General features: G+C 58.4%; 15 protein-coding genes. 10 read left to right on the top strand and 5 right to left on the bottom strand.

The window, feature by feature from the left end; all coding sequences use genetic code 11:
* Position 1: 1 nt before the first annotated feature.
* Positions 2–1,345 (bottom strand): NADH:flavin oxidoreductase/NADH oxidase family protein, encoded by a 1,344-nt coding sequence (locus AC3ITY_RS12055; protein ID WP_489309333.1) that lies wholly within the window; start codon positions 1,343–1,345, stop codon positions 2–4.
* 240 nt (positions 1,346–1,585) lie between these two features.
* On the opposite strand from AC3ITY_RS12055, the gene AC3ITY_RS12060 reads away from it, so the two are divergent.
* Positions 1,586–2,185: a TetR/AcrR family transcriptional regulator gene (locus tag AC3ITY_RS12060; protein ID WP_489309335.1), complete on the top strand. Its 600-nt coding sequence runs from the start codon at positions 1,586–1,588 to the stop codon at positions 2,183–2,185.
* A 31-nt stretch (positions 2,186–2,216) separates the two neighbouring features.
* Here AC3ITY_RS12060 and AC3ITY_RS12065 read toward each other — a convergent pair whose 3' ends face one another.
* Complete coding sequence (locus tag AC3ITY_RS12065; protein ID WP_489309337.1) at positions 2,217–3,104, bottom strand: LysR family transcriptional regulator; 888 nt, start codon at positions 3,102–3,104, stop codon at positions 2,217–2,219.
* Positions 3,105–3,231: 127 nt separating this feature from the next.
* Between AC3ITY_RS12065 and AC3ITY_RS12070 the strand changes: the two genes are divergently transcribed.
* From AC3ITY_RS12070 to AC3ITY_RS12090, 5 genes are all read left to right on the top strand, one after another.
* Positions 3,232–4,362, top strand: a complete 1,131-nt coding sequence (locus tag AC3ITY_RS12070; RefSeq protein ID WP_489309339.1) for an alkene reductase — start codon at positions 3,232–3,234, stop codon at positions 4,360–4,362.
* 122 nt (positions 4,363–4,484) lie between these two features.
* Positions 4,485–5,276, top strand: coding sequence for an SDR family NAD(P)-dependent oxidoreductase (locus AC3ITY_RS12075; RefSeq protein WP_489309341.1), 792 nt, complete (start codon positions 4,485–4,487; stop codon positions 5,274–5,276).
* A gap of 76 nt (positions 5,277–5,352) precedes the next feature.
* Positions 5,353–5,544: a hypothetical protein gene (locus tag AC3ITY_RS12080; RefSeq protein ID WP_489310848.1), complete on the top strand. Its 192-nt coding sequence runs from the start codon at positions 5,353–5,355 to the stop codon at positions 5,542–5,544.
* Positions 5,545–5,594: 50 nt separating this feature from the next.
* Positions 5,595–6,506 carry a LysR family transcriptional regulator gene (locus AC3ITY_RS12085; protein WP_489309343.1) on the top strand — a complete coding sequence of 304 codons (912 nt, stop codon included), beginning with the start codon at positions 5,595–5,597 and terminating at the stop codon, positions 6,504–6,506.
* 187 nt (positions 6,507–6,693) lie between these two features.
* Positions 6,694–7,890: an MFS transporter gene (locus AC3ITY_RS12090; RefSeq protein ID WP_489309345.1), complete on the top strand. Its 1,197-nt coding sequence runs from the start codon at positions 6,694–6,696 to the stop codon at positions 7,888–7,890.
* A gap of 263 nt (positions 7,891–8,153) precedes the next feature.
* Here AC3ITY_RS12090 and AC3ITY_RS12095 read toward each other — a convergent pair whose 3' ends face one another.
* Positions 8,154–9,056: a LysR family transcriptional regulator gene (locus AC3ITY_RS12095; RefSeq protein WP_223456596.1), complete on the bottom strand. Its 903-nt coding sequence runs from the start codon at positions 9,054–9,056 to the stop codon at positions 8,154–8,156.
* Between the two features lie 120 nt (positions 9,057–9,176).
* On the opposite strand from AC3ITY_RS12095, the gene AC3ITY_RS12100 reads away from it, so the two are divergent.
* Complete coding sequence (locus AC3ITY_RS12100) at positions 9,177–10,574, top strand: MFS transporter (RefSeq protein ID WP_489309347.1); 1,398 nt, start codon at positions 9,177–9,179, stop codon at positions 10,572–10,574.
* Positions 10,571–11,845 (top strand): glucarate dehydratase family protein, encoded by a 1,275-nt coding sequence (locus AC3ITY_RS12105; protein WP_489309349.1) that lies wholly within the window; start codon positions 10,571–10,573, stop codon positions 11,843–11,845. The genes AC3ITY_RS12100 and AC3ITY_RS12105 overlap by 4 nt, the downstream gene beginning before the upstream one ends.
* Positions 11,846–11,926: 81 nt before the next feature.
* On the opposite strand, the gene AC3ITY_RS12110 is transcribed toward AC3ITY_RS12105, so the two are convergent.
* The gene (locus AC3ITY_RS12110; RefSeq protein ID WP_489309351.1) at positions 11,927–12,715 is read right to left on the bottom strand and encodes an alpha/beta hydrolase; all 789 of its coding nucleotides are present in this window, start codon (positions 12,713–12,715) and stop codon (positions 11,927–11,929) included.
* A 126-nt stretch (positions 12,716–12,841) separates the two neighbouring features.
* Between AC3ITY_RS12110 and AC3ITY_RS12115 the strand changes: the two genes are divergently transcribed.
* Both AC3ITY_RS12115 and AC3ITY_RS12120 read left to right on the top strand, forming a co-directional pair.
* Positions 12,842–13,786: an aldo/keto reductase gene (locus AC3ITY_RS12115; RefSeq protein ID WP_489309353.1), complete on the top strand. Its 945-nt coding sequence runs from the start codon at positions 12,842–12,844 to the stop codon at positions 13,784–13,786.
* 123 nt (positions 13,787–13,909) lie between these two features.
* Entirely contained in the window at positions 13,910–14,563 is a 654-nt protein-coding gene (locus AC3ITY_RS12120; protein ID WP_489309355.1) for a peroxiredoxin, read from the top strand.
* Positions 14,564–14,705: 142 nt separating this feature from the next.
* Here AC3ITY_RS12120 and yghX read toward each other — a convergent pair whose 3' ends face one another.
* Positions 14,706–15,593 carry a YghX family hydrolase gene (gene yghX / locus AC3ITY_RS12125; RefSeq protein WP_489309357.1) on the bottom strand — a complete coding sequence of 296 codons (888 nt, stop codon included), beginning with the start codon at positions 15,591–15,593 and terminating at the stop codon, positions 14,706–14,708.
* Positions 15,594–15,661 lie beyond the last annotated feature (68 nt).

A 15,661-nucleotide genomic window follows, 5' to 3' on the forward strand; every position in this document is an offset into this window, starting at 1 on the left:
ATCAGTCACGGACCAATTCACGCGCCACCCGGCTTTCGCGTGATATGCCACGCACGACCGCCATAAAGAAGTTCATCTTCGGATCGGGCGCCAAACCATCTGCCATGCGAAGCAGTTGTTCGTTGTACCAGGTCACTGATCCAAACCCGTTGATCGCCTTGATGAGGCTGATAGAGGATTGTGGGCCGAGCAGGCCAGGCCCCAGGCGCAGACGGTGTTCCAGGGATTCAAAGCCTGACAGCTTGCCATTTAGCAGCGCCGCGGGTGCGCCCGGATATACGCAAAGCGGCCGGCCAATGCCAATCAGATCGACGCCGTCATTGGTAATCGCATCGGCCATGCCCGTAGCGGTGCGGAAGCCACCGGTTACCATCAACTTTGCGCGTTTGACGTGGCGACGGATTTCCGGAGCGAAGCGGGCAAAAAAAGCTTCGCGTTCGCGAGTCGATTTGCTGATGGTGGGGTCGAAAACCGGTTCAAGCCCTTCAATATTGGCCATTTTCGGCTGCTCGTAGGTGCCGCCCGAGATTTCAATAAGGTCGATGCCTGCCTCGTCAAGCCAACCCGCGACGGTCTGGCTATCTTCGAAGCTAAAGCCACCTCGCTGGAAATCAGCAGAGTTCAGCTTCACTGCAATCGGGTAGTCAGGCCCGACCTTTTCGCGAATGGCGGCGACTGCAGACAACAGGAAGCGCGCCCGATTGGGTAGATCGCCGCCCCACGCATCCTCCCGTTGATTCGTTCGTGGCGACAGGAACTGTGAAATCAGGTAGCCGTGTGCGGCGTGCAACTGGACGCCGTCAAAACCGGTCTGGCGCGCGATACTCGCAGCAAAGGCAAACCGCTCGATCAGGTCGAGTATCTCCGTGTGTGACAGGGCGACCGGGGTGCCGAACTTGTTGCCAGGGAGGGTGACTTGAACGCCTGACGGAGCCTTAGGTGTGGGATTGATGGATTTCTGGGTCTGGCGGCCAGAATGCGAGAGTTGCATCCATATATGTCCACCGGCGATTTTGGCTGCACTGGACCAAGCCTTTAACGCGCTCAATTGTGCCGGTGATTGTGGACCCTGGATGACCACGTTTCCACCGTGCTCCAGATGGAGGCGATCTATCTGGACATTGCCGGTTAGCAACATTCCAGGACCTTCCTGGGCGAAGGTGCGGTACAAGATTTTGTGTTTTTCCGTCGCTCGGTTGCTTGAGTCGGCGAGTAGCTCCGACATTGCACCTTTGGCTAAACGGTTTGGGAGCGTGACGCCGCAGGGCAGCGTCAGCGGAGTATTCAAAATATCTGCAGCATCAGGTGTCGCATTGGCGGCAGTCCGGACGGGTTCAATAGGCATGGGGCATAAACTCCGCATTGTTGGGAGGCCAATGTCGATGGCTACCCGTTCAGGGGCTGGTGAGGTTCGTCTCGTGCAGCTGGAAACCTATTAGATACCAATCGGTATTCGAAGTATAGATGGTATTTTATTGGCGATATTCCATCGTTTCAGGTCGGCGGTGCAGCGCTAGACACGTAACCTGAGCTCCCATAGGATCAATCCGGAATCCAGATCGTCCGGCAATCGCAAGAGGTATCTTTGACACGTACTCGTTTATCTCGCACCCAGCAGCAAGCGATCACCCGCGAGCGGTTGCTTGCGGCCGCCCAAGAGGTATTTTCCCGGCAGGGATATGGGGGAGCTTCGGTTGATTTGATAGCCGCTGAGGCTGGCTACTCCAAAGGCGCGATCTATTCCAATTTTCCGAACAAGGAAGCAATTCTTCTGGAGTTGTTGCGCCTCAATATGGAGCGCGACATGGCCGAGCTTGAAAAAATACTCAGTCTCAAACCAGACGAAATGCAGGGGGCTGTGAGCGATTGGCTCAATACAGCATTTGTCGACAGTGACTGCCCGTTCCTGGCGACCGAGCTGCAACTACATGCGTGCAGGAGTCCAGAGTTTGCATCGCAGTACTCCGTTTATCAGGAACAGCAGACCCAAGCGCTCGCCCGCATTTTGCAGGCCTATTTCGATGCATTGTCAGTTGCTTTACCCATCGACGCACTCACTCTGGCGGCCACGATGACGGCGATGGCCCATGGCCTGACCCTCCAGCAGCCAGCCGGGAGTCCGGATGCGCCAAACGCGCCCGGGCGAGTGATCACTGCATTCCTGGACATCCTTACGCAGCGATAGAGCCAAGACGTAATGTCGGCGCAGTGCGCAATTAAAGGTCTGCAAGTCGGGAACTGATGGCTTCGAGAAACGTGCTTGTCTTTGTCGGAATGTGCCGTCTTGATGGCAGCAATGCATAGATAGGCGCGTACGCACTGTGCCAGTCAGGCAGGATATGTTTCAGGCGGCCGGTGGCAAGATCGGTCGCCACGTCGACTTTGGATTTGAGCATTACCCCGTGGCCACCGATCGCCCAATCCCGCACGGCATCGCCGCTATTGGCCTGAAGCCGGGAGCGTGGTTGAAATTCGATAGCCTCGTTTTGAGGTCCCTCCAGGCGCCAAGGCAGTGAGGGATCGTCGTAGCGAAGACACCAATGACGATCAAGGTCGTGTATGCATTCGGGCTCACCGTGAAGTTCCAGATAAGCGGGTGCGGCAACGAGGATTCGGTGATTGTCAGCAAGCTTGCGCAGGATGGCACTGCTGTCCCGAGGTTGGCCAATTCGCACCGCGACATCGATCCGCTCATGCGTTAGATCGACCAGTCGGTCGTCAAGTCTGAGTTCGATATCAAGCTTTGGATGGCGCTCGACCAGTTCAGCCACCAACGGCACCAGGTGAATGCGTCCAAACGAAACGGGCGAACTGACCCGCAATAGGCCGAACGGCTCTTCACCGCCTACGGCCATTCGGGACTCCGCAGCGTCCAGTTCTTCAAGTATCCGCTCGACATAAGCGATCAGGGCCAGACCCTCGTCGGTGGCTGACAGTGTGCGAGTGGTCCGATTGATCAGCCGCTGTCCGGCTCGCCGCTCCAGTGACATGAGTCGTTTGCTGACCACGGCAAGTCCCACGCCTAAATCGCGCGCGGCCGCTGAAAGGCTGCCGCAAACCAGGATTCGCTGGAAGGTACGAAGCTCGGTGAGATCGTCCAGCATATTATCAACCCTTGTTCAATAATCTATCTACTGATAGCCGTATTCTAATGCGCAAGGCAAGAGATAACACTGTCCGTACCCGATCAGAAACTTCTGTTCGACTACAGTCAGCTTCTGGAGTCTTGCCATGACAGCCTCTTCCCCCCTGTTCACATCGACCATTGTTGCCGAACAAAACGTTCCTCACCGTGTGGTAATGGCGCCGATGACTCGCGCTCGTAGCACCCAGCCCGGTGATGTGCCCAACTCGATGAACGCCCATTACTATGCGCAACGTGCTTCGGCTGCTCTGATCGTTTCGGAGGCGACGCAAATTTCACCGCAGGGCAAGGGATACTCCTTTACCCCGGGTATTCATAGCGATGAGCAAATCGCAGGGTGGCGACTCATTACCGATGCGGTGCACGCCGCCGGTGGGCGCATCTTTCTTCAGCTGTGGCATGTCGGTCGGATGTCTCATCCTGACTTCCACAACGGGGAGTTGCCGGTCGCGCCTTCGGCGGTTCCATTCGAAGCACAAATCTGGAAAGTGAACCCAGCGACCGGTCAAGGTGAGATGGTGGATTGCCCGACGCCGCGCGCACTGGGTAAATCGGAAATCCACAGCATCGTTAACGATTTCCGGATGGGGGCGCGCAACGCAATAGAGGCAGGATTCGACGGTGTCGAAATCCACGGTGCGAACGGCTACCTTGTGGATCAGTTTCTGCGTTCTACCGCGAACACTCGTACCGATGAATACGGCGGCTCGCGTGAAAATCGCTTGAGGTTCCTCAAGGAAGTGGTCGGTGCTGTCGCCGATGAAGTGGGTGCCAAGCGCACAGCCATTCGCCTGGCACCGTTTCTGACCGCCCGCGGTATGGCCTGCCCCGATATTTTGCCGACGATTCTCGAGGCTACCTCATTCCTGCAAACGCTTGGCATTGCGTATCTGCATCTGGTCGAAGCTGATTGGGACGACGCCCCGCAGTTCACGGAGGCGTTCCGGGCCGACATTCGAGCACGCTTCCAACGGCCTATCATCGTTGCCGGCAAGTACGATCTGGATCGTGCCAACTGGGTGATTGATAAGGGCTATGCCGACTTGGTCGCGTTTGGACGTCCCTTCGTCGCCAACCCCGATCTGCCAAAGCGTTTGGCAGAAGATCTGCCTCTGGCCGAGTTTGCCGGTGACACGCTGTTTGGCGGGGATGAGCAGGGTTATTCGGACTATCCGGCATGGCCGACCGCTAAATCAATGAATGCCACTCTCGCGTAATACACGGTAGTCCGCGTGTATCGCTGGCCTTGACTCGAGGCTGGACGATGCACTGAAGTTTGGCCAGCTCACCGGGAGTTGGCCAACCCATTCAACGCATTTCCATTATCAAGGTGCACATCATGTTTACTTATCGCAATGCGTTTGCTCTCGTCACGGGAGCGTCCATGGGACTTGGTGAAGCGTTCGCCGAAGCGCTCGCTGCACGCGGCACCAACCTCGTTCTCGTGGCGCGTTCATTCGATGCGTTGAATGCCCTGGCGAAACGACTGAAGGATCAGTACGGCGTTCAGGCCATCGTTTTGGCGACCGACCTGGCCGAGCGCGATGCCGCAATGCGTATCAGCGAAGAGCTTGAACGGCAGAATATCGCGGTGGACCTGCTCATCAACAATGCGGGGTTTGGGCTCACCGGCGACTTTCTATCGAACCCGCTGACCAAGGAGGAGGACCTGATCCAGGTAAACATCCAGGCCTTGATAAGCCTTTCTCACAAGTTTGGAACGGCAATGGCGGCGCGGAAAAAGGGCGGCATCATCAACGTGGCCTCCAACGCATCTTTCCAACCCATTCCATACATGGCGACATACGCCGCGAGCAAGGCCTTTGTTCTGCATTTCACTGAAGCGCTGGGTTATGAGCTGTCCCAGAGCAATGTACATGTGATGGCGACCTGTCCCGGCCCCACCGCAACCAAATTCTTCGATGCAACATCGGCTAGCCAGCCCGGTATAAAAATGGACACCGCAGAGGTCGTCGTCAAAAGGACTCTGGAAGCTTTTGATCGTCAGCTGCCGGTCGTGTATCCGGGGCGGTCCAGCGTGCGCATCACCTCATGGCTGACCCGTATCATCCCGCGTGGGATGGCCGTTCGTGCCGCCGCCGCTGCATCGCGTGGGATGGGGCTTCACTGAGGAAATTCCTGGCAGGGCATTCACAGCTGCGATGTCGCGCGCCGCAGCGGGCACATCGCTGTAGTCAGCTTCGCACATCGCGTTATCGTCAAACCGCAACCCTCACCTTGCATGGAGCGATGTGCCAATAGGTACGCAATCGTTCGTTGTGGTCTGCCACGATACTGAAGTTCCAAGCCTCGGGTTGCCGTTTAGGGGGCTCGAGATGCCTGGAGCAATGCACATTTCGCCCCCATACTTTGCTGAAGCCAATGGCGGCATTAAATGAATCCAGGTGTTCGGCTCCTTGGGCATGAGCTCCTATAGGCGATAGTGACCATGAGTCATCTAAACTACTTGCGCACCTTTTTGGAGGCCTACAGAACCGGGTCTTTTTCCAAAGCAGCCGATCATCTGGGTATCACCCAGCCTGCTGCTTCAATGCACATCCAGGCACTGGAGTCGCTGGTTGGAAAACCGCTATTCGTTCGACGTGCACGGGGCGTTGTGGCAACACCTGCTGCAGATGATTTGGCTCGCTCGATCGCGCCGCACCTGGATGGCCTGGAGGCAAAAGTCACCTCTTTGAGAAACCAGTCGAAGCCTCTAGGCTGGACTATCCACATCGTTGGACCGTCCGATTTTTTGTATACGCATATGGCTTTGGCGCTCGCGCCCTTGATCACGCAAGGCGTGCAGTTGCGCTTCCATACGGGAAACCGCGAGCGTATTTATGCCTTGCTCAATGACGGCACGGCGGACTTGGCAGTGACGGCATCAATTCCCGATGATGTCAGTCATGGGTACATCCATTTGGCAACCGAGCGTTTGCTATTGGTTGCCGCCCCAGCGGTTGCTCAGCAGATCGAAGCACAATGTGTCACTGCTCAGGCCCTTGAAAGCTTTCCACTGATTGCTTATGACGAACAGCTTCCATTGATTCGAAGCTTTTGGCTGGGCGCTTTCAAAACGCAGCCATCCTTACAGGCAGCAATCACGGTCCCTGATATGCGTATCGTCGAATCACTCGTGCGCGCAGGGCACGGTTGGTCGGTTATCCCGGAGTATCTTTGTCACGCCAGCCTGGCCGCCGGGACGTTAGTACCGGTCACTTTTCCATTGCCACCACCTGAGAACTCTTTTTACCTGGCGTGGAGCAAAGGAGCGCTTCGTAATCCCCGTATTGGTTTTATTCGTGATTATTTAGCTGAGCTCGTTGAGCAAGGTGTGTTTGCCTCGAATCCCGATTAGTAAAGCTTTGTACAACACAAAACTGTGGCTTGGGACGGCTGTTTGAGGGGGAGGGATAGCATCATGTATAAAATTATTTATGCATGATGGCTGTTTTGTTGATTTTTTTGATGCTTGAAGAGTGAATAGGATTCGACCTTATCCATTGCCGAGCACGTTGCCCGGCATCGAATAAGGAGTTTCCGAATTGCCTTTTGTCATCTACATATTCGCCCTTAGTGCGTTCGCGCTTGGGCTTGCCGAGTTTGTACCGATTGGTCTGACCGACGTCATGGCGGGCAGTTTGAATGTTGACGTGGGGCAGGTGGGTAAGGCGGTTACGGCTTATGCCCTGGGCGCCACTTTCTCTGCCCCGATTTTGAGTGCGCTGACCGCAAGTTGGTCGCGCAAGAATGTCATGTTGGTGACGGGCGTCATCTTCAGCCTGGGTAGCCTGGCCGCTGCGCTATCGAGCGATATTACGACATTGCTCGGTGCTCGTTTCATTGCGGGAATTGGACACGGTTTGTTTCTCGCTGTCGCATCGAGTACCGCTGCGCGGTTGGCCGGTGCACATCGGGCGGGCAGCGCGGTCGCTCTGGTTTTTGGTGGTTTCACCCTGGCGATGGCTATCGGTGTCCCTATCAGTACTTACTTGGGGAGTTTTGTTTCCTGGCGGCCCCTTTTCATGTCTATCGCAGCGTTTGGTACGCTCGGTTTTTTCGGCCTTCTATTGGGCATGAAAGAGCCGCCCCGAGAGCCTGATCAATATCCTGCCAATAGTGCGCAGCAGGGGTTGCGCGCCCTGTTCAATGCAAAGTTGCTGGCCGGTACCCTGGTCACGGTCATGGCTTACGGAGGCACCTTCATCCTGTACACCTATATCACTCCGATCCTGCTCCAGCTGACTGAAGTCAGCCTGTATACAGTTAGTATCTTCATGATGATCTACGGTGTGGCCGCGGCGATTGGCAACATCCTCGGCGGAAAAATGGCTGATCGACTCGGCGTGGATCAAGCGAGTCAGATAATAGTCGCCGCAATTGTGATTGTACTGTTGGCGATATGGCTGCTGGTTGGGTCACCCATCAGCATGGCTATTCTGGTCGCACTACTGGGTCTGTTGAGTTTCGCCGCTGTACCGGCGTTACAAGCCCGTCTACTTGGCATCGCCGAAGTTCATGCTCCGGGTGCGCACAGCGTAGCAGCCGGGTTGAACATCGCCGGGTTCAACTCGGGCATTGCACTCGGCTCGTTGCTCGGAGGGGTCACCATCAGTACCGTAGGAATTTCCTACACAGGAGTGGCAGCTGCGATTGTCTCCGGCATGGGCTTGTTGTTGCTGTTGCTGCAAGTCGATCGCTTTAAACGAGCAGATTACACAACTGCGGAAAGTAAAATTTAGAAGTGTTGCTTGAGTCCAGTGCCTGCTTTCACTGAAAAATAAAACCAGGCATATAACTTAAAACTCTGCATAAACGTCAGGTGCTCTTAGGTGGTGATGTCTGCATCGTGACAGCCAGTGCTTCTTTGCTTTTTAAGTAACCTCGATCAGTTACTACCGCCAACGCTTCTGATTCAGTTCGGCGTGTCTGGTGAGCCGCCGTCTCGGTCGAATAGTCGCAGCGTAGGGGAGGGGCCATAGGCGGATGATCAAACCAATTTTGGTTACACCCCCCATCCCTGCCGCACCGCCCGCCGAATCCCCTCCAGCAACATCGCAAACGCCGGGTTGTCATTGTTCTCGCGCCAGATCAGGTGCAACTCGCTCTGCACGCCTTCGCCCAAATCGATATCGCGGAACACCACGTTCTTGAACACCACGCTGGTCGCGCAACGCGGCACCAGGGCCAGGCCCATGGCGGCGTTGACCAGTGCCAGGATGGTCAATGACGAACCGAGCCATTGCACGTAATCCGGGGCGACGCGGGCCGAGCGCAGCATGCCGGTCAGCAGTTCATTGAACGGCGGGTAAGCCGCGTGGGAGTACATCAGGAACGGTTGCCCATCGAGGTCCTGGACGGATACCGATTCGGCACTGGCCAGGCGGTGCGTACTCGGCACCGCCAGCACGAACGGCTCGCGCACCAGACATTCGGTGGAGTAGCCCGGTTCCAGCAACGGCGCACGGGCAATGCCGAGGTCGATGCGGCGTGCGCGCAGGGCCTCGTGTTGCTGGTAGGTGTTCATCTCCGACAGGTCGATTTTGACGTGGGGCTGTTTGAGTCGCGCTTCGGCGATGACCTTGGGCAGGAACTCGTACACCGCGCTGCCAACGAAACTGATGTTGACCGAGCCGATGTCGCCCTCGGCGAATCGCCGGGCCGTCACTGCCGCTTGCTGGGCGCGCTCCAGCAGGTTCTGGGCTTCGATAAAGAAAGCCCGGCCGGCGGCGGTGAGCGCGACGCTGCGGGTACTGCGGGTAAACAGTTCGACGCCCAAGTGATGTTCCAGCAGCTGAATCTGTCGGCTGAGAGGCGGTTGGGTCATGTTCAGCCGTTCGGCGGCGCGGCGAAAATTCAGTTCGGTTGCCACGGTGGTGAAACATCGCAGTTGAGTCAGTTCGAACATTGATCTAATCCAGGTATCAATCGAATGCCAAGTTAGATTAGACGGGATCAATGCTCGCGTCCATGATCGAGCCACGCCTCAAGCAATCCCCCTAAAAAAACAATGATCGGGAGTCGCCCCTTGAAAACCCTCCAGAGTCCGCCAGACCCGAATGTGCTCGCCCGCGCCGCCGCCAAGGTCAAGCGCCATGTACTGCCGCTGTTCGTGGTGATGTTCATCGTCAACTACATCGACCGGGTCAATATCGGCTTCGTGCGCAGCCACCTGGAAACCGACCTGGGCATTGGCGCCGCCGCCTATGGCCTGGGTGCAGGGCTGTTCTTCATCGGCTACGCGATCTTCGAAGTGCCGTCCAACATGCTGTTGCAACGCTACGGTGCCCGCGCCTGGCTGACGCGGATCATGTTTACCTGGGGCGCCGCCGCGATGGCCATGGCGTTTGTCCGTGGCGAAACCAGTTTCTACGTTCTGCGCTTCATACTCGGCGCCGCCGAAGCGGGTTTTTTCCCCGGCATCATCTACTACTTCACCCAATGGCTACCGTCGACCGAACGCGGCAAGGCGATGGCGATTTTCCTCAGTGGTTCGGCCATTGCCTCGGTGATCTCCGGTCCGGTGTCCGGTGCACTGCTCAACGTCAGCGGCTTGAGCCTGCACGGTTGGCAGTGGATGTTCCTGATCGAAGGCTTTGCGTCCATCGTGCTCTGCGGGTTCGTCTGGTTCTGGCTGCAGTCCCACCCGCGGGAAGCCAAGTGGCTGAGTGACGAAGAAAAAACTGCGCTGGTTGGCGCTATCGCCGAGGAACAACAGGCTCGCGAAGCTTCGCAGAGCGTCAAACCCTCGATCTTCAAACTGTTGGCCGATCGGCAGATCCTGCTGTTCTGCTTCATCTACTTTTCCATCGCCCTGACCATCTACGGCGCCACGTTCTGGCTGCCGAGCATGATCAAGAAGATGGGCAACCTCGGCGATTTCCAGGTCGGCCTGTTCAACTCGATTCCGTGGATCATTTCCATCATCGCGATGTATGGCTTTGCGGCCATGGCCAGTAAATGGAAGTACCAGCAGGCCTGGGTAGCGGTGACGCTGGTGATCGCCGCCTTCGGCATGTTCATGTCCACCACCGGCGGTCCGGTCTTTGCCTTCGTCGCCATCTGTTTTGCCGCGATTGGTTTCAAGGCAGCCTCGGCATTGTTCTGGCCGATTCCCCAAGGCTATCTCGATGCCCGGATCGCCGCGGCGGTGATAGCCCTGATCAACTCCATCGGTAACCTCGGCGGCTTCGTCGCGCCGACCACCTTCGGTTTCCTGGAGCAGACCACCGGCTCCATCGAAGGCGGGCTCTACGGCCTGGCCGCTACCTCGCTGGTCGCCGCCATCGTGATCTTTTTCGCCCGCACCGCCCCGCGTGGCGATGCCCTCCGTGCGCTGGCCGGCGAACCGGCCGAAGGCACGCCAGCAAAAAAGCCCAGCAGTCATCCAGCCCTGAAAACTGATCCAACGGGAGCCGCCTCTTGAAAATCAAACGAGTCACTGTCACGCCCATCGCCTTCCGTGATCCGCCCTTGCTCAACGCCAGCGGCATCCACGAACCCTTCGCGTTGCGCTCGATAATCGAGATCGAGAGCGACAACGGCTACATCGGCCTGGGTGAAAGTTATGGCGACGCTCCGGCGCTGGCGATCCAGCAGCAACTGCAAACGCAATTGATTGGTCTTGATCCGTTCAATCTCAATCAGTTGCGAGCCATCGTCCAGGCCACGGTGGCGGCGAACAAACCGGCGAGTATTGCCGGTGCCGAACTGGCACCGGGCTCCCATGCCAGCAAAGCCGTCAGCAATGCTTATTCGGCTTTCGAAGTCGCCTTCCTGGATTTGCAGGCACACTCGTTGAATGTGCCCTTGGTGGACTTGCTGGGCGGGGCCATCCGCGAGGAGATTCCGTTCAGCGCCTACCTGTTTTTCAAGTACGCGCAGCACGTCGATTCACCCTACAAGCCCGACAACTGGGGCGAGGCCCTGAACGAAGAGCAGATCGTTGCCCAGGCACGGCGGATGATCGAGGCCTACGGCTTCAAGAGCATCAAGCTCAAGGCCGGCACCTTGCCGCCGGAGCATGAGGTGTCGTGTATCAAGGCGCTGAAAAAGGCCTTCCCCGGTTACCCGCTGCGCATCGATCCGAACGGCAACTGGTCGCTGGAAACCTCGATCCGCATGGCCGAATTGCTCGGTGATGACCTGCAGTATTACGAAGACCCAACGCCGGGCCTGGAGGGCATGGCCGAACTGCACAAGCGCACCGGTTTGCCCCTGGCGACCAATATGGTGGTCACCGATTTCGACGAGTTTCGCCGCAGCGTGGCGCAGAACAGTGTGCAGATTGTCCTCGCCGACCACCATTATTGGGGTGGCCTGCGTGACACGCAGGCGTTGGCGAAAATGTGCGAAACCTTTGGTCTTGGGGTGTCGATGCATTCCAATTCACACCTTGGCATCAGCCTGATGGCCATGGCGCATGTCGCCGCTGCGGTGCCGAATCTGGATTTCGCCTGCGACACCCATTACCCCTGGCAGGAGCCTGACGAAGAGGTGATCAAGGGCGGCAAGCTGCCGATTGTCGATGGCTGCGTGAAAATCACCCGCGCCCCGGGCCTGGGGCTGGAACTTGACCACGACCAGTTGGGCAAGCTGCATGACCAATACCTGACGTGCGGCATTCGCCAACGCGATGACGTGAAGCAGATGCAGCGATACAAACCGGAGTGGAAGGCGGTCAAACCGCGTTTTTGATTGCGTGTAGGGTCCTTTGGTCCGGGCAAGCGAGGTCGCGCTTGCCCGGACCGTTTTTTCCGCCAACCCAGCCCTCGCTTGCTACAACCCACCCCCCAGCGCCTTGAGGTATTCAGGGCTTTCGCTGATCGAGTTGTGCCCCGTCCCCGGTATCACCTGCAGCGACGCCACGCCTTTGGCGAAGTGTGTATACAAACGTTCTGTGCTTGGGCGCGGAATCACTTCGTCATGCTCGGCCGCGATCAACAATGTCGGCACCGTGATGCGGGCGGCGTACTGCCAGGACGGGTATTTGTCCTTCAACAACCAGCGCACCGGAAACCAGCGGAACTGACGGGCGGCGAGCCCTTCGAGGCTGTTATAGGGCGTGATCAGCACCAGTCGCGCGGCCGGGCGTTCGCTGGCCAGGCGCACGGCAACCCCGGAGCCCAGGCTGCGGCCGACCACCGCTACATGCGGATGGCAGGCATACACCTGGTCGAATAAGGTGATGGCGTCGCGGGCAATGGCCTCTTCGGAAGGCGAGCCGGAACTGCCGCCATAACCACGGTAATGCAGCAGGTACAGGGCGTAGTCAGGGAACGCTTGGGTGAACTCGGGCAGGTTGCGCGAGACGTCTTCGGCATTGCCGCCGAAATAAATCAGCGCGTTGGGACCCTCGTGAGGCCGGACGGACACCAGCACCTGTGCGTCGGCGACCGGCAGGGTGAGCAGCGTCCCGGCGGTCCCGACGGCGCGCGGTTGCGGGTAGTAGATCAGCGCCCGCTGGAACACGAACAGCGCCACGCACAGCGCCAGGTACAACGCAGCGGCGATGACGACGAGTAACACCAGGGTGCGCGACATTCGACTAACGTTAGTGGGCGGCATTGACTGCTCGGGGTTTGAAAGTGGCTAGCGCAAGGCTTCCTGAGTGTAGTCAATCGACCTTTGACGCGGGTTATCCGGGTTGTCGGCGCAACGGGCCGAACCCGAGCGACTGGTGAGAAGCGTTTTATGAGCCATCCTGAGGGTTACACCCGTAGAGAAGTACTCACGCTGGCTGCCGGTGCTTCGGCGGTCTTCACGTTCGGTCCGGTGGGTGCACAACCCGAGCCGTCGACGGGAACAGGAGGCAAGACCATGCAGACCCGCGCCATTCCTTCCAGCAACGAGTCCTTGCCGATCGTAGGGTTGGGCACTTATCGCGGATTCGATGTCGAGCCTTCGCAACCGGCCTACAAGGACTTGCCCGCGGTGCTGGATGCGTTGTTCGACAAGGGTGGCAAGCTGATCGACAGCTCACCGATGTACGGTCGCGCCGAACAGACCATCGGCGAACTGCTGTCGATCCATGAGCCGAGCTCGCCGGCCTTCCTGGCCACCAAGGTGTGGACCCGGGGCCGCGAAGAAGGCATCGCGCAGATGGAACAATCCTTCGCCCTGTTGCAAACCGACCGGATCGACCTGATGCAGATCCACAACCTGCTGGACTGGCAGACGCACCTGCCGACCCTGCGCCACTGGAAGGAAGCAGGGCGCATCCGCTATATCGGCATCACCCATTACACGGCGTCGGCCTATGAAGAAGTGGAAGCGGTACTCAAGGCCGAGCCCCTGGATTTCTTGCAGATCAACTACGCCCTGGATGATCGCGGCGCAGAGAAACGCCTGCTGCCGTTGTGCCGCGAGCGGGGGGTGGCGGTGATCTGCAACCGGCCGTTTGGCGGTGGCGGCTTACTGGCCAAACTCAAGGATAAGCCGCTGCCAGGCTGGGCGGCGCAAGTCGGGGTCAAGAGCTGGCCGCAATTGGCGCTGAAGTTCTTGCTGTCGCATTCGGCGGTGACCTGCGTGATTCCCGGCACAGGCAATCCGCGCTACATGGCGGAAAATGCCCGGGCCGGTTTCGGCCCGATGCTGACCGATGCCCAGCGTCAGCAACTGATTGCGCTGGTGGGCTAGCGACTTGCTCCAAGCGTTGCGGCGAGTCGTCGAACCTCTCCTATACTGTCTCGCGTCCATGCCGTTTAAAGCGCATTCGTTGCCCTGACGGCGTCCCTGTCCATCACTGCAAGGAGATCGAACATGGCTATCCGTATTGGCGACGAAGCACCGGATTTCACCGCCGACACCACCGAAGGCACCCTCAGTTTTCACCAATGGATCGGCGATGGCTGGGCCATCCTGTTTTCCCACCCCAAGGATTTCACTCCGGTGTGTACCACCGAACTGGGTTACCTGGCCAAACTCAAGCCGGAATTCGACAAGCGCAACACCAAGGTCCTCGGCCTCAGCGTCGACCCGGTCAGCGACCATAACCGCTGGGTCGGCGACATCGCCGAGACCCAGGGCACGGCGGTCAACTATCCACTGATCGGCGACGAAAACCTGGTGGTGGCCAAGCTCTACGACATGATCCACCCCAATGCCAGCGGCGGCGCGCGCACGGCGGTGGACAACGCCACGGTGCGTTCGGTGTTCATCGTCGGCCCGGACAAGAAGGTCAAGGCCATGCTGATCTACCCGATGAGCGCCGGGCGCAACTTCGATGAAGTGCTGCGCCTGCTCGATTCCCTGCAATTGAATGCCAAGCACACCGTTGCCACGCCAGTGAACTGGCGGCCGGGTGAAGACGTGATCATCCCGACGTCGGTGTCTGATGAAGACGCGAAGAAGAAATACCCGGATGGCTTCAAGACCTTGAAGCCGTATCTGCGGACTGTGGCTCAGCCGAAGTAGTCACCTGCAGTGATACCGCCATCGCGAGCAGGCTCGCTCCTACAGGGAACTTCAGTGAACACAAAATCTGTGTTCGACAGAAGCCCAATGTAGGAGCGAGCCTGCTCGCGAAGGGGCCAGCCCTGCTGCCCTCAACCTCTGGTCAAACCAGATACTTTTTAAACCACCCCAACGTCCGCTCCCACGCCAGCTTGGCCGCCGCTTCGTCGTAGCGCGGCGTGGAGTCGTTGTGGAAACCATGATTGCAGCCCGGATAAATGTAGGCCTCATAGGTCTTGCCCCCGGCCTTCAACGCTTTCTCATAGGCGGGCCAGCCTTCGTTGATCCGCGTATCCAGTTCGCCGTAGTGCAGCATCACCGGGGCCTTGATCCGGGGTACTTCCTCGGCCGTTGGCTGACGGCCATAAAACGACACGGCGGCCCCCAGTTCCGGATAGGCCACGGCGGCGGCGTTGGTCACGCCACCGCCGTAGCAGAACCCGGTGATGCCGACTTTTCCCGTAGCGGCAGGGTGTTTCATCATCCACTCGACGGCGGCGAAAAAGTCGTTCATGAGCTTTTCCGGGTTGACCGTGGCCTGAAGCTCGCGGCCCTTGTCGTCATTGCCGGGATAACCGCCGACCGAACTCAGGCCATCCGGGGCCAGGGCGATGAAACCGGCCTTGGCCAGACGCCGGGCCACGTCTTCGATATACGGGTTGAGCCCGCGGTTTTCGTGCACGACCACCACCGCCGGCACCTTGCCGCTGGCCTTGGCCGGACGCACCAGATATCCGCGAACCTGGCCGTGGCCCTTGGGTGACGGGTAGGTGATGTACTCGGCAACAATGTCCGGATCGGTGAACTCGACCTGCTCGGCCAGCGCATAGTCGGGGCTTAGCGCGGCGAGCAGGGCACCCGCGGTCAAACCACCGAAGGTAAACAACGCCGCGCGGTCAAGAAACTCCCGGCGGTTGATCTTGCCGTGGGCGTAGTAGTCGTATAACTCAAGTAGTTCCGGGGCGAAGTCTTTGGCAGTGAGTCGGGTCATCGGTGCGGTTCCTCTCGGCTGGTCTAACACGGACCCCTGTAGGAACGAGCCTGCTCGCGATAGCGCCA

It is taken from the genome of Pseudomonas sp. GL_091, from assembly GCF_057837725.1.

Bases quoted from the DNA above. Each gene is read 5' to 3' on its own strand.
- yghX (WP_489309357.1), bottom strand. From the start codon at position 15,593: ATGACCCGACTCACTGCCAAAGACTTCGCCCCGGAACTACTTGAGTTA.
- AC3ITY_RS12070 (WP_489309339.1), top strand. From the start codon at position 3,232: ATGACAGCCTCTTCCCCCCTGTTCACATCGACCATTGTTGCCGAACAA.
- AC3ITY_RS12055 (WP_489309333.1), bottom strand. From the start codon at position 1,345: ATGCCTATTGAACCCGTCCGGACTGCCGCCAATGCGACACCTGATGCT.
- AC3ITY_RS12120 (WP_489309355.1), top strand. From the start codon at position 13,910: ATGGCTATCCGTATTGGCGACGAAGCACCGGATTTCACCGCCGACACC.
- AC3ITY_RS12115 (WP_489309353.1), top strand. From the start codon at position 12,842: ATGAGCCATCCTGAGGGTTACACCCGTAGAGAAGTACTCACGCTGGCT.
- AC3ITY_RS12110 (WP_489309351.1), bottom strand. From the start codon at position 12,715: ATGCCGCCCACTAACGTTAGTCGAATGTCGCGCACCCTGGTGTTACTC.
- AC3ITY_RS12075 (WP_489309341.1), top strand. From the start codon at position 4,485: ATGTTTACTTATCGCAATGCGTTTGCTCTCGTCACGGGAGCGTCCATG.
- AC3ITY_RS12065 (WP_489309337.1), bottom strand. From the start codon at position 3,104: ATGCTGGACGATCTCACCGAGCTTCGTACCTTCCAGCGAATCCTGGTT.
- AC3ITY_RS12095 (WP_223456596.1), bottom strand. From the start codon at position 9,056: ATGTTCGAACTGACTCAACTGCGATGTTTCACCACCGTGGCAACCGAA.
- AC3ITY_RS12085 (WP_489309343.1), top strand. From the start codon at position 5,595: ATGAGTCATCTAAACTACTTGCGCACCTTTTTGGAGGCCTACAGAACC.